The sequence below is a fragment of the Paenibacillus sp. BAC0078 genome (genome assembly GCF_054483875.1).
In genome coordinates this window covers 49143-62415 of the sequence record NZ_JBTLRW010000016.1, presented here as the reverse complement: position 1 = coordinate 62415, position 13273 = coordinate 49143, and the positions used below count along the sequence as shown (strand labels likewise).

General features: G+C 50.4%; 9 protein-coding genes and 1 riboswitch. Of the genes, 2 read left to right on the top strand and 7 right to left on the bottom strand.

The features are described 5' to 3' along the window. Positions 1-130: 130 nt before the first annotated feature. The gene (locus tag ACX1DY_RS23830) at positions 131-2083 is read right to left on the bottom strand and encodes a WG repeat-containing protein (RefSeq protein WP_458966689.1); all 1953 of its coding nucleotides are present in this window, start codon (positions 2081-2083) and stop codon (positions 131-133) included. A 124-nt stretch (positions 2084-2207) separates the two neighbouring features. Then, a riboswitch (purine riboswitch) is annotated at positions 2208-2307 on the top strand. A gap of 318 nt (positions 2308-2625) precedes the next feature. Between ACX1DY_RS23830 and ade the strand changes: the two genes are divergently transcribed. Further along, entirely contained in the window at positions 2626-4377 is a 1752-nt protein-coding gene (gene ade, locus ACX1DY_RS23825; protein ID WP_458966688.1) for an adenine deaminase, read from the top strand. 195 nt (positions 4378-4572) lie between these two features. Here the strand turns inward: ade and ACX1DY_RS23820 are convergent, their stop codons facing one another. Next, the gene (locus ACX1DY_RS23820; RefSeq protein ID WP_458966687.1) at positions 4573-5502 is read right to left on the bottom strand and encodes a hypothetical protein; all 930 of its coding nucleotides are present in this window, start codon (positions 5500-5502) and stop codon (positions 4573-4575) included. A gap of 143 nt (positions 5503-5645) precedes the next feature. Between ACX1DY_RS23820 and ACX1DY_RS23815 the strand changes: the two genes are divergently transcribed. Beyond that, on the top strand, positions 5646-5900 hold the full coding sequence (locus ACX1DY_RS23815; RefSeq protein WP_458966686.1) for an adenine deaminase C-terminal domain-containing protein: 255 nt from the start codon (positions 5646-5648) through the stop codon (positions 5898-5900). 653 nt (positions 5901-6553) lie between these two features. Here the strand turns inward: ACX1DY_RS23815 and mglC are convergent. The 5 genes from mglC to ACX1DY_RS23790 all read right to left on the bottom strand — a co-directional run bounded on the left by mglC (position 6554) and on the right by ACX1DY_RS23790 (position 13271). Beyond that, positions 6554-7561, bottom strand: coding sequence for a galactose/methyl galactoside ABC transporter permease MglC (gene mglC / locus ACX1DY_RS23810; protein ID WP_458966685.1), 1008 nt, complete (start codon positions 7559-7561; stop codon positions 6554-6556). A 15-nt stretch (positions 7562-7576) separates the two neighbouring features. Continuing rightward, positions 7577-9088, bottom strand: coding sequence for a sugar ABC transporter ATP-binding protein (locus ACX1DY_RS23805; protein WP_458966684.1), 1512 nt, complete (start codon positions 9086-9088; stop codon positions 7577-7579). A gap of 124 nt (positions 9089-9212) precedes the next feature. Continuing rightward, positions 9213-10283, bottom strand: coding sequence for a galactose ABC transporter substrate-binding protein (locus ACX1DY_RS23800; RefSeq protein ID WP_458966683.1), 1071 nt, complete (start codon positions 10281-10283; stop codon positions 9213-9215). A gap of 139 nt (positions 10284-10422) precedes the next feature. Next, complete coding sequence (locus tag ACX1DY_RS23795; RefSeq protein WP_458966682.1) at positions 10423-11442, bottom strand: substrate-binding domain-containing protein; 1020 nt, start codon at positions 11440-11442, stop codon at positions 10423-10425. Further along, positions 11439-13271, bottom strand: a complete 1833-nt coding sequence (locus ACX1DY_RS23790; RefSeq protein ID WP_458966681.1) for a sensor histidine kinase — start codon at positions 13269-13271, stop codon at positions 11439-11441. The genes ACX1DY_RS23795 and ACX1DY_RS23790 overlap by 4 nt, the downstream gene beginning before the upstream one ends. Positions 13272-13273 lie beyond the last annotated feature (2 nt).

Here is a 13273-nt window from a genome sequence, read left to right as displayed (position 1 = left end):
AATTTTTTACATTTAATAGATTGCAGATCAGCTTGTCCAAGCTGCCTGCGAAGGCATTCTGCTCCCAAAAACCAAAAAGAAACGGCCCCCTGCAGGAACGGCTGCCGTTTCTTATAGATACAAGCTTTTATTAATGAAAAGACTGCCAAAATTCGCCTTCAGTCGAAATCAGGCCCATAATCTCCGCATAAGGGATACGGAAGGTTGGGAACCCGGCTGCATAAGGGGCGATTTCATATGGGGCAAAATACAGATAAAGCGCCTCCCCATCCACAAAAAAGGGCTGATCGGCCGTAATTCCCTTATAGCTGTCAGGGAAGACGTAAGAGTACTGGGGATCGGTCGCAATCTGTTTGCCGACAATTTCGCTGAGCTTCTGTACATACTTGCTGCCTGGCTTGAACAGATCGCCGAGCCTGTAAAATTTCCCATTCTTCAAATTGATGTGTGTATAGATTTTGGTCGGCATGCCGTGCGCGGCTCCGAACGGATAACGATAGCCGTTCAGCTCCAGCACCAGGAGAATTTTACGGAAGAAGGATACAGCAAAGTCGCCTGTGTAGCTGAAATCCTTAGCTGTTCCTGCCCCCTCGGCAAGTGAAAGGCTACGCAGCTTGTCGTTCACTTCTCTGGACACATCTGTGATGGCGATGCCTTCTACAACCGGGTAATACACCAGGTAATCTCTGTTTGGATGATATTTTTTCTCCAGGACAGAATACGGTGGTCTTAGAGGAATGACATTATTTTGCCGCCATACAAGCTTCCCCTTGCGGTCATAATAGGCTGTGCGCAGGTCTACATCCGCCCTGATCAGACTGCCGCTGAATGACAATGTGCCGGAGCCTGGAACAACGGGGGGCTGGGCAGATTTGTTGCCGGTTTTATCAATAAAGTAGGTATCCTTCGCATCATATACGGACGCAAGCCCGTTCTGGTAATTGTTCACACCCAGCAAGGGATGATTGTTCAGAATTCTTCCCGTTACCGCATCGGAGATAACATAGCTGGCACCCCGGTAGGGCTGGTCCGCAACAAGCGGTGTTCCCAGTGCAACCCTGTCTTCTCCAAGCTGCAGCACAACATCATAGGTGGCCGGAATAATCTGCTTGCCCTGCATATCAATAAGCCCGTAGGCATTGCCGAAGTCCGGCGCGGTATTAATCACTGCCCGGCCCTCGGAAAAAGGCAGCGCGGACGTAAATTGCGGCTGTATGGCAATCGTGCCGTCCGTGCGGAGATAGCCGTATTTGCCGTTCTCCTCAGCCTGAAAAGCTAGCAGACCTTCACCCAGGTTGCCTACAAAAGGATAATTGTACGTGTGCTGCACAACTCCCTGCGGATCAATCAGCGCGAACTCCCCTGCTTTGATTTTGACCAGCGCCATACCGTCCTTGAAATCTCCGCCATCCTCGTAGACAGCAGGCAGCACTTCTTTGCCTTGTGCATCCAAATAGCCGTAGCGGGAACCGTCCGAAGGATTCTGCTTGGAGAAAAGCGCCCGCCCCTCATGAAGCGAATTCAAATAATCATAACGCGCCGAAGTGACCTCTTTGCCTTTTTCATCAATGAGCGTATACCCTTTTGCATCGGAGACAACGGCCCGGCCCTCGGAAAAAGGGGCAATAAAGGAATAGATTGGCTTCACCTTTTCCCTGCCGGTACTGTCGATCAGCCCGCTCTTGTCCTTGCGCTGCACAATTGCCAGCCCGTTCGCCTGAAATTCTTCGGCATATTCGTATCGCGGCTCAATGACTGTCCGGCCTTCATTGTTGATATACCCCCACAGCGTGCCCTCTTTCAGCTTAAAAGGTGCCGGATGCAGCACTTCCGCCCGCAGCTCGGCCTCCCCCAGCTCAGACAAAATGAACAGCGGCTCCAAAGGTTTTTTGGAGTAATCCACACGGTATAACCCCGGCTCTGCGGGGATGGTTACGAACAAATCGTCATCCGCGCGGATAAAATCCTCCTCCTGCTGTACGATAGCTTCATTCCAGCCGATCCCATCCCACCGCCACACCTCGGCCTGCAGGAGGCCGTTATCCATTCCTTTTCCCAGCTCATTCAGCCTTATCCTCAGCATCCAGTCGCTCCCCTTCACCATAGCCTTATGCCTACAGAATATGGGCGGGAGCGGAGTTATGTGCCTAATCTTCAAGGCTGCTGCCTAACATGTGCTGTAATCTTGATAATTTCGGCGTCCTCGCATACTATTAGACATATCATTTTGTATAACTTCGGCGATATGGGCCGAGGGTCTCTACCAGGAACCGTAAAATCCTGATTACAAAAAAATGCCGCTCTGGCGTTTTTTTGTAATCAGGATTTTTGGCGTATCCGGCTAGATAAGTTGAACCAAAGATAACATTAACAGGGGGAGTGCGGAGGGGAAGTTTGGAACTGTAGGAGCGAATGCGTCCGCCTCAGAGCTTTCCGTAGGAAAGCTGGCATCGTAAGCATAAGCCGTCTACGGATTTCATCCGCTACAAGCGGTATAAATCAAGAAATCTGTAGACGGGCAGCGGCCGGAGTCCAAACATTCCCCGCAGTTACGATCAGACCCATTAAGAAAGTCTAAAGTTCAACTTAAATAGGTGCAGTATAACAACAAAGGATGTGGACTCTATGACCAGCAATCAAAATCTGCTTGCAAGACGGATTCAGGTGGCCGGCAAGCAAATCCCGGCAGATCTCGTGATCAAAGGCGGAACGATTGTCAATGTATTTACAGGCGGGCTTATGGAAGGCGATATTGCCATCGTTGACGGCTACATTGCCGGTATCGGCTCCTATGAAGGCAAGCGGACGGCAGACGCCGCCGGCAAATGGATTATTCCCGGCCTGATTGACGGGCATGTGCATATTGAAAGCTCCATGCTGACCCCACAGGAATTCGCCAAAGTGGTGCTGCAGCACGGAGTAACGGCGGTTGTCACCGATCCGCATGAAATTGGCAGCGTGGCTGGAGTGGAGGGCATTGAATATATGCTGGAGCGCTCTAATGACCTGCCAGTGGATATTTTCGTTATGCTTCCCTCCTGTGTGCCTGCGACAACGTTCGAAACCTGTGCAGCCGGGCTGAAGGCCGCTGACCTGAATCCCCTCTATGCCAACCCCAAGGTGCTGGGGCTTGCAGAGGTAATGGATTTCCCTGCGCTGGCCGGACCGGATTCCGAAATGCTGGACAAAATATCCGGTGCGCTGAACCACGGGAAGCTGATCGACGGACATGCCGCCGGAATCGCAAGGGAGGACCTGAACATTTTCCGGGCAGCAGGCATTCGGACCGATCATGAATGCGTAAATGCGGAAGAAGCAAACCAGCGCCTCGATCTAGGAATGTACCTGATGATACGCGAGGGAACTGCCGCCAAAGATCTCGAAGCCCTGCTGCCGGCTGTCACAGCACAGAACGCCAGAAGATGCCTGTTCGTCACCGACGACAAATTAATCGACGATCTGCTGGAGGAAGGCAGCGTGGACCACAACATCCGGCTTGCCATCAGCAAAGGCCTAAATCCCATTACAGCCATTCAAATGGCAACCTTAAATGCCGCCGAGTGCTTCGGCCTTCAGGACAGAGGGGCCATCGGTCCGGGTTACCGGGCCGACCTTGTGCTGCTGGACGATCTGAATACACTCTCCATTGCAGAGGTTTACAAGCATGGGGAATGTGTCGTTAAACAAGGGGCGCTGGTGGCAGAAGCTTTCCCGGAAAATACAGCGGCAGAGACACCAAAGACCATTGTCGAGAGCTGCCGCCTGACTGATTTTCAAATTGGGGATTTGGCTCTCCCGCTTGGCTCGGATACCTGCAACGTCATTGAGATCATTCCGAATTCCATCGTCACCCGTCGCTTGAAGGAGAAGGTGCAGGTGGAGAACGGATGCTTTGCCTCTTCGGTCCTGCATGATCAGTTGAAGCTGGCTGTCGCCGAGAGGCACAAGGGTACGGGCAACGTTGGCCTTGGCATTGTCAAAGGCTTCGGGTTCGCCAAAGGAGCCATCGCCTCAAGCGTTGCCCATGATTCACATAACATCATCGCCGCCGGTGTGTCCGATCAGGAGCTGTTCACCGCAATCCGCCATATTGCCGCAATGAACGGCGGCTTAACCGTTGTATCCGGCGATTCCGTTCTCGCCTCCCTGCCGCTTCCGGTCGCCGGACTGTTGTCCGAGCAGAGTTATGAGCAGGTGTATGCCGAAATGAAGCAGTTCTATGCTGCCCTGCGCGAGATTGGTGCACCGGACCACTTCAATCCTTTTCTGACGCTGTCCTTCCTGGCGCTGCCGGTAATCCCCGAGCTGAAGCTGACCGACCGGGGATTGTTCGACTTCGCCTCTTATTCGCATATTGGAATTGAGGCCGCAAATTAGCATTTGGCTTGCAGGTCAATGCACTAATTAGATATAAGCGCGTCAAAAAGAACTGTCCAAAGAGCCACGGTTGCGGCTTGGGACAGTTCTTTGTTTTTGAGGTTTTAATACATCTACTGAATTTACATTATGGACCACATCCAGTGATTCCATCATCATGGATACTTTCGAAAGTTATTATGCTTATAGCTTTAACTAACCGATTCGGTCAAAATTCCTTAACAGCAGTACGTTATGAATGGCCCAATGTGCCTTCCACCAATTTTCTGCTACCACAAACTCTTTTGGGTAATCCGCCCACTTCCACGTTATTTCCCATACACCCTCGTCATTTCGAGATTCAAGAATGTATTCAAGCTCTTTTCCCACTACCTCTTCGTTCCCTTTGTAAAAAATACTTGCCGGTGATGAAATATACATGGACGGCCTCATCGAGTACACCGGCCATTTGCCGGGATCTCGCTCAATGGCTTCATCCACCAACTTTTCCAGTCTATCTGCGAGAAAAACGCAATCATATCTGTCGGTTAACTTTGCCCGCTCTACACCTCGAAGAAAGGTGCAATAACCGCCAAGCTCATGGACTTCAATTTGTCCGGACTGTCTGATCTTATCCATCATTTTGTCGCCAAGCGTTAAGGCTTTCTTATACAATCCGGAAGACCGATCGGCAGCCTGGAAGATAAAACCAACTAGACCTGCGGTTGCGTGGAAACCATTGTCTGCATTGTTTTGTTCACTGTACGTCCACCAAGGTGCATGGGGGAAATCGTTGTTGGAAGGAATCGTAAACGGCCACCCTGTTTCAGAAAAATACTCGCAATTATCAAGATACTCCAGTATCCCTTCCACATAGGAATGCTCCAGATCAGAAATCCCGATTTCATCCAGTATGGCAATGGCTTTTCCTGTTGCATATGGAGAGGAATTAGGGTTCCAATTATCAGCCTCCAGAGCAAGGCCAAAACCTTTGTCGCTATTTTGATAGGCTGATAGAGCTAGAAGGACCGCCTCTTTGCTCCCGCTTTCAAAATGATATTGCCATATTGCCAAATCAATAGGCCGCGCATTTCGATACATCCATTGCCTGATTTCCTGAAATTCGGTTGTCTTTAATTTCTTCATGCTTTACAACCTCCCTGTGCATTAGTGATTACAGGATCATACCAAGAATCCCGTTAGCCGTATTGCATAAAAACGACATCAAAAAAAGAATTCAGCTATTTAGCTCTCATTTATGTACGAAAAGCCCAAAAGCTCGAGCCAGTGTGTCCGATCAGGAGCTGTTCACCGCGATCCGCCATATTGCCGCGATGAACGGCGGCTTAACCGTTGTATCCGGCGATTCCGTTCACACCTCCCTGCCGCTCCCAGTCGCCGGACTGTTGTCCGAGCAGAGCTACGAGCAGGTGTATGCCGAAATGAAGCAGCTCTACGCAGCCTTGCGCGAGATTGGCGCACCGGAACACTTCAATCCTTTTCTCGCGCTATCCTTCCTGGCGCTGCCGGTAACCCTGAGCTGAAGCTGACCGACCGGTGATTGTTCGACTTCGCCTCCTATTCGCATATTGGGACCGTAAATTAGCATCTGGCTTGCAGGCGCAGACACTTAGCCAATTTATCCATGTTAAAAAGAACAGTCCCTAAGCCATTGCTGTGGCTCTTTAGACAGTTCTTTTTTGTCTTAGCATATAAGTGTATTTACTACATCTATAAGGATGCTCAAAACGGAATTTATAGAAATAATTGTATTCCTTACAGTTAAAAATCGGGAAAAACCGTCTTTTAGCAAAATATCGCAAATTTAACTGCACGAAATGCAATTACCTTCGTCTCAGCGCCCACATTTGATTTTTTAGTTGTACATAATACAGTTAGCGCTACGACGTTCAAGCCAAAAAAGCGTTTGCCTGATACCGGCAAACGCTTAACGCTTTTTACTGCCCCTCCCCCCGCGAAGCGGGGAGGGAATACACTCGAGGTGATGGAAGTGGCGGAGGGGAAGTTTGGAGCTGGAGGAGCGGCAGCGTCCGCCTTTAGGTTTGGATTTCTACTGCGGCCAGCAGTTTAAATCAGGAAATCCAAACCTAACAGCGGCCGGAAGCCCAAACATTCCCCGCAGCCACGCCCAATCACCTCAACCGCTTTTCCTCCTTCCTCTTCCCCACCACTTCGCCTACTTCTTCGACGAATATTTCCGCATATCAAACGACACAGCAGCAATAATAATCAGACCTTTGATAATCAACTGATAGTAAGGGCTGATGCCGATAAAGGTCAGACCATAGTTGATCAAGGTAAAGATGATAACGCCGACCAGAACGCCCGGCACCGTACCGATACCGCCTGTGGTGGATACGCCGCCGACTACGCAAGCCGCGATGGCGTCAAGCTCGTACATGTTACCGTAGTTGTTCGTTGCGCCGCCTGTTCTGGCAGCTTCAAGCACACCGGCCAGACCGTAAAGAGCGCCGGCAATGGCATAGATATAGATCAGGTTCTTGGAAACGTTGATCCCGGAAACCTTGGCTGCCTGCATGTTGCCGCCGATGGCGTACATGTTTTTGCCCAGCTTGGTTTTGTTGAACAGCACCCAGACAATGGCTGCGACCACCAAGGCTATGATAACGATGTAAGGTATCGAATATTGTCCGCTGCCTATGAAGCCGGAGCCGATCTTGGTGAAATCGGGACGCAGGCCACCGATTGGCTGCGATTGGTTCGGGTCCATATCGAAATACAGCGAGTTCAGACCATATACAATAAGCATAGTACCCAGTGTAGCGATGAATGGCGGAACATTAAGCTTGGAGACGATAATACCATTGGCGAGACCGCAGATCAGACCGGCAGCAATGGCAATAAGGATTGGAAGCCATACCTGCACTTGAGGCAGATCCGGGAAGAAGCGGCGTGAATAATCCGGTATTTGCAGCATGGAGGCGGAAATAACCGCCGTGAAGCCTACAACCCGGCCTGCGGACAAGTCCGTACCGGCTGTAATAAGGATGAAGGCAACCCCCAGTGCGATGATTACCCGTGTGGACGATTGAATCAGCACGTCACGCAAGGTGTTGACCGACATAAAGGTTGGATCGTATATGATAATTCCTAGAATGAGCAGTACCAACACGATATAGATAGCATTCTGAGTGACAAAAGATTGAGCTTTTTTAACGTTCATTAGTAGTGATCCCCCTTAGTGCTGTGCAGCGAGACGCATAACTTCGGTTTCCGTAGCCTGCTCGCCTTCTAGTATTCCTGTTAGCCGGCCTTCCGACATCACCATGACCCGGTCGGACATCCCGAGCAGCTCCGGCATTTCGGAAGAAATCATAATAATGCTCTTGCCCTGCTTCGCCAGATCGGCAATGATCGAATAAATCTCGAACTTGGCGCCAACGTCAATCCCGCGTGTCGGTTCATCCAGCAGAAGAACTTCCGGTTCTGTAAGCAGCCATCTTGCAAGCAGCACCTTTTGCTGGTTGCCGCCAGAAAGATTCATGATCTGGGTTTTGGTTGTAGGCGTCTTCGTGCGAAGCTTTTCGATCATTTTATCGACCTCCTCCTTTTTCTTCCTGCCGTCGAGCAGGAAGTAAGGGGTCTTGTAACGGTCAAGGTTGGCGATGGCACCATTCTCATGGACGGACAACACCGGGAAGATACCGGTTACACGCCGCTCTTCGGTTAACAGAGCCAGACCGTGCCTCTTGGCATCCTGAGGCGAATTAATGACTACCTTCTTGCCCGCAATGGAGATGGTTCCCGACTTAATGGCGCGAAGACCGAACAGCGCTTCGATAACCTCTGTCCGCTGTGCGCCGACCAGACCGCCGACGCCAAGAATTTCACCGCGTCTGAGCTCGAAGGACACATCCTTGAAGGATCTCAGTTCGGGCGAGGTCAAGCCTTCCACCTTCATGAAGACTTCACCAGGAACATTAGTACGTTCAGGGAAACGGCTCTCAAGGTCGCGGCCGACCATTCTGGAGATGATCAGATCGGTCGTAAGCTCCGCCGACGGCCAGGTGCCGATTTTTTTACCGTCACGCATGATCGTGACTTCGTCGGAAATTTCGAGAATTTCCTCCATCTTGTGGGATATATAAATAATGGCTACCCCTCTTTTTTGCAAGTCGCGGATAATCCGGAACAAATGCTCAACTTCCACACTCGTAAGGGAAGAGGTCGGCTCATCCATTACAATCACGCGGGAATGAAAAGAGACAGCTTTCGCGATTTCGATAGATTGGATTTTGGATACGGACAGCTTACCCACCAAGGTCTCGGGATTCAGGTCGATATCCAGATCCTTGAACAAATTTTCCGTGTCGGTATACATCTTCTTATGGTCAATAAATTGAATGGGTCCGATCCCCTTGGTCGGGAAACGCCCCAGCCAGATGTTCTCCATCACATTGCGGAACGGCACAGGATGCAGCTCCTGATGGATCATGGAAATGCCATGCTTCAAAGCATCGTTGGAGTTCGAAATACTGGCCTTCTCGCCATCCAAAAAGATCTCACCGGCATCCGGTGAATAAATCCCAAACAGACATTTCATGAGCGTGGACTTGCCTGCACCATTTTCGCCCATCAGTGCATGGACCGAGCCCGGTCTAACCTTGAGGCTTACGCCGTCCAGCGCCTTCACGCCGGGAAATTCTTTGGTGATGTTGTTCATTTCCAGCAAAAATTCTGATTTTGCCATGTTGTTACGCCCCCTACGCTTTTTTCTTTTTCCATGAGAGGCACAGCGGTTCCATCCTGTTCCCTACCCTTAAGGAATTCCAGGGAGCAGATCATCCGCTCCCCGGCATTATTTTTATGGAGATTTACTTAGCGTCAGCTACGTTGTCTTTGGTGATCTTTTTGTAGGAGATCCAGACATATTGGTTGTCGGTGATGTCGAACCCGATATTTTCTTTGGTTGGTGTTTCACCCTTAGCCAGCAGAGCGGCCAGCGTAATAGCTGCTTTACCTTGGTTGTTGGCATCATTGAGCACAGTTCCGAGCATTGTGCCATCCTGCAATGCCTGAACTGCCGGAGCCGTTGCGTCAACGCCTACTACCGGCATATATTTGCCGCCAGTGAAGTATCCCGCAGCTTTCAGAGCTTCGATCGCACCGAGAGCCATGTCATCGTTGTTGGCAAGCACAGCTTCGATCTTGTCGCCATGCGAGCCGAGGAAGGCTGCCATTTTCTCCTGGCCTTTTACACGGTCCCACATTGCTGTATCTTCAGCCAGCTTCTCAACCTTGATGCCTGCATCCTCAATGGCCTTAACAGAGAATTTGGTACGAAGCTCTGCATCCTGGTGTCCCGGTTCACCCTTAAGCATTACGTACTGGAGCACACCGTCTTTATTCTTGTCTGCTTCTGGATGGGATTTCCAGTAGTCGGCAATCAGTTGGCCGGACATTGTGCCGGACTCTTCCGCTTTAGCGCCTACATAGTAAACCTTATCCCATTTCTTCATATCTTCCGGAAGCGGTTCGCGGTTTAGGAAAACTACCGGAATATTGGCCGCTTTGGCTTTGTCGATAATTACGCCTGCTGCTGTGCGGTCAACCGGGTTGATCAGCATGCCGTTGTATTTCTTCGTGATGAACAGGTCAACCTTGTCATTTTGTGTAGGCTGCGAGTTTTGGCTGTCTACGATATCTACTGTGGCGATGCCTTTGGCGGCTGCATCAATCGCGTTGCGGACACCGGTCATGAAGGTATCGTCGAATTTGTAAATGGCTACCCCGACTTTCGGAGTTTCTGTTGAATTACTGGTGTTAGCCGAATTTGTGGCGGTGCCTGTATTTGCTGTATTTGCAGCTTTGTTATTGCCGCCGCAACCTGCCAGAGCAGCACCCAGCAATGCACTAGCGAGTAAAACGGAAGTGATTTTTTTCATAATAATTGACCTCCTGAGGGTATCTTTTTTTAAATTTTCCCGTAGCGATCCGGGTACATCCTTATTATGCCCGACGTGAAAACGGTTGCGAATATAAAATCCTACTCATTTTTATAAAAATTCTAATGATATAAGATTTCTATCTCACGAACGGAAACAGCAGCTTTTGATTCTCCGGCCACAACATATTCTCCAGATCTATCAGCTTCGTTCCGGTATCAACACGCTCAGGCACATCCAGGCCTTCGGTGACTTCTACCGCATATTTCACAGCCAAATAGCCGTTGCTGAAGGGGTTCTGGATAACTGTAGCCTGCACTGTGCCGTCCTGGAGCATTTCCATCATGGATGGAGAACTGTCAAACGCAACCATTTTTAAATTGCCCTTATTTAGAGATTGTATGACTTTGCCAGCCCCCTGCGATGCCGTTTCATTCAGCGTGGCGATCCCCCGCAGATTGGGGTGCTTCTCCAGCATATCCCGGGTCAGCTGCTCCGCAGTGGCAGTGCTCGATGAGGTGTAGGAAATCTGCACAACCTCAACATGAGGATAACGGGCGGCATAATTCAAAAAACCCCGCTCCCGTTCGTCCGCATCTCTGGCTCCATAATCAATTGTCCCGGTAGATCCTTCCTGCCCGCTTGAGGAATTGGTAAAATTGATGATCCCAACCTCTCCATAGCCATGCAAAAGCTGAATGAGCCTTTCCGCAGACTTTTGCCCGGCCTCATAGCCGTTCGATCCCACGTAGGCTCTTACTTTGGCGGACCCGACTTCGGCATCTAGGGAGATCACGGGAATTTTGTAATAAGCCGCCCGGTCCACAACCTGGGCAAGCCCCATATAGCTGCTGGCAGCGAGGATGATCACATCCGCCTTTTGCTTAATGGAATCCTCCACCATCGAAATCTGCTCATCTATGTCGCTCTCCGAGGCCGGCGCCTTGAACGTCAGCTTCACATTAAACTCCTTGGCGGCCGCCTCCGCTCCGAGCTTCACCGTATTCCAGTAATCGCCGCTGCTCATCTTCACAATCAGGTGGACGTTCCGTGTTTTGCTAGTGCTGATGTACGTTTTAGACGGGCCCAGGCAGGAGGTAAGCGTGACCCCCAATACTGCACACAGCAGCAAAGTCATACACAACCGTATTGTTCTCATTGGGATGATTCCTCCTCCTTCTGTCCATTAAGATCCTCCACAGCACTAATAGCCGGAAAAATAATTGTAACCGTCGTGCCCTCTTCAAGCTCACTCTCAAAGGAAAGACCATATTCACGCCCGTAATAGAGGCCAATCCGCTCATTCACATTTCGTACACCTACACCTGAGCCGTTGCCGACGGATTTGCCCCCTCCGCTAAGAATCGTGTTCAGCGTTTCCCGGGTCATACCAAGGCCGTTGTCGCTGATGCGAATGACAATAAGCCCCTCCTGCAGCTCCGCGTTGATGGAAATTAGCCCCTCATCCGGCAGCATTTCAATACCGTGGTAGAGCGCATTCTCGGCAATAGGCTGCAGGATAAGCTTGATCGTCTGGTACTGAAGCACCTCATCCTGGGCTTTAATCTCATAGCGGAATTTATTTTTGAAGCGGAAGCTCTGAATCACCAGATAATGCCGGACATGATCCAGCTCTTCCTGCATGGTTATAATATTGTTCCCTTTGCTGAGGCTGATCCGGAAAAACTTCGAGAGCGACTGGATCATGGTCACCACCTCATCCGTTTTGCCGCGTTCCGCCAGCCGGATCACAGAGTTCAGCGTATTGTACAGAAAATGCGGGTTAATCTGGGACTGCAGCACCTCAAGCTCACCCTTGCGTTTCGACTCCTGCTCATAAATAATCTGGTCCATCAACTGGCGAATCCGTTGCAGCATCAGATTGAACCGCCGCGACAGTTGCTCGACCTCATAGGCGCCGCTGACATGGATCGGGGTATTGAGATCCCCATCCCCAACCTGCTTGACGGTCCGCTCCAGCTTGCGGATTGGGCTTGCGATCAGCCAGGACAGATAGACGGATAATGCAATAACACACAGAATGACAGCGCCCAGAAACCAGGCCAAAAACTGGTTCAAGTCGCGTTTGGTCGTCACAATCTCATCGTAATAAGCGACGCCGACGATTTTCCAGCCGGTCTGAGCCAATGTACGTACCGTAATAAAACGTTTCTCTCCCGTCGATTCATCCAGGTAGCTGCGGTATGCGTATTCAAGCACCGGCTCCACGTTCTCATACTTCAGTCCGGCATAAATCAATTGCTGCTGTGGATGGTAGACGATATTACCCAGTGAATCCAAAATGTAAGCGTATCCTCTTTTGCCAAGCTTAACCTGCCTGCTAAGCTCATCAATGGTGCGGAAGTTGAAGTCAATCAGCAGGATGCCGTTTTTGGTCGCTCCGTTTTCTTTGTACTGAATCATTTTGCTGATGGACACAACCCAGGTGTAACGTCCCTTGAAAAGATTCTGGATATGCGGTGCGGAATAGGAAATTTCGGAGCTTCGTATAGCCGAGGTGAACCAGCTTTGACTTTGCAGCTGTGTATTAAGCCTCATTTTCTGGCCTGGCGTACCCATGACATACTTCCCTTGCGGTGTGAACAGGGCCACAGAGACCAGATCCTCACGGCTGCTCATCAGCGTATCCATTCTTTCATTGAGCAGCGGTGAGTCAATGGAAGGACTGGCTGTGATCTGCTTCTCCGCAGTTTTGAAAATACTCCCCATCCCTTTGACGTACAGCCCAAGGTTGTAATTCACCTGCTCGATGATCTGCTGCATATTCATGTTGGCGTTCTCTTCGGCCGTGCTTGCAAACTTGTTGTACAGCATAAAACTGACGATCACTGCAACGAGCACAGTGACCGCCGTAAAGGTTAAGGTAATGATAAGCTGGATACTCCGCAGCTTGGAAGACCATCTGATCTTGCCTCCGCCGCGCCGCTGCGGGCGCAGCGGAAAAAAATAAGCCTTCGGTTTGTTCATGG

Excerpts from the sequence above, each read along its gene's own strand:
- ACX1DY_RS23830 (WP_458966689.1), bottom strand. The coding sequence starts at position 2,083 with ATGCTGAGGATAAGGCTGAATGAGCTGGGAAAAGGAATGGATAACGGC.
- ade (WP_458966688.1), top strand. The coding sequence starts at position 2,626 with ATGACCAGCAATCAAAATCTGCTTGCAAGACGGATTCAGGTGGCCGGC.
- ACX1DY_RS23820 (WP_458966687.1), bottom strand. The coding sequence starts at position 5,502 with ATGAAGAAATTAAAGACAACCGAATTTCAGGAAATCAGGCAATGGATG.
- mglC (WP_458966685.1), bottom strand. The coding sequence starts at position 7,561 with ATGAACGTTAAAAAAGCTCAATCTTTTGTCACTCAGAATGCTATCTAT.
- ACX1DY_RS23805 (WP_458966684.1), bottom strand. The coding sequence starts at position 9,088 with ATGGCAAAATCAGAATTTTTGCTGGAAATGAACAACATCACCAAAGAA.
- ACX1DY_RS23800 (WP_458966683.1), bottom strand. The coding sequence starts at position 10,283 with ATGAAAAAAATCACTTCCGTTTTACTCGCTAGTGCATTGCTGGGTGCT.
- ACX1DY_RS23795 (WP_458966682.1), bottom strand. The coding sequence starts at position 11,442 with ATGAGAACAATACGGTTGTGTATGACTTTGCTGCTGTGTGCAGTATTG.
- ACX1DY_RS23790 (WP_458966681.1), bottom strand. The coding sequence starts at position 13,271 with ATGAACAAACCGAAGGCTTATTTTTTTCCGCTGCGCCCGCAGCGGCGC.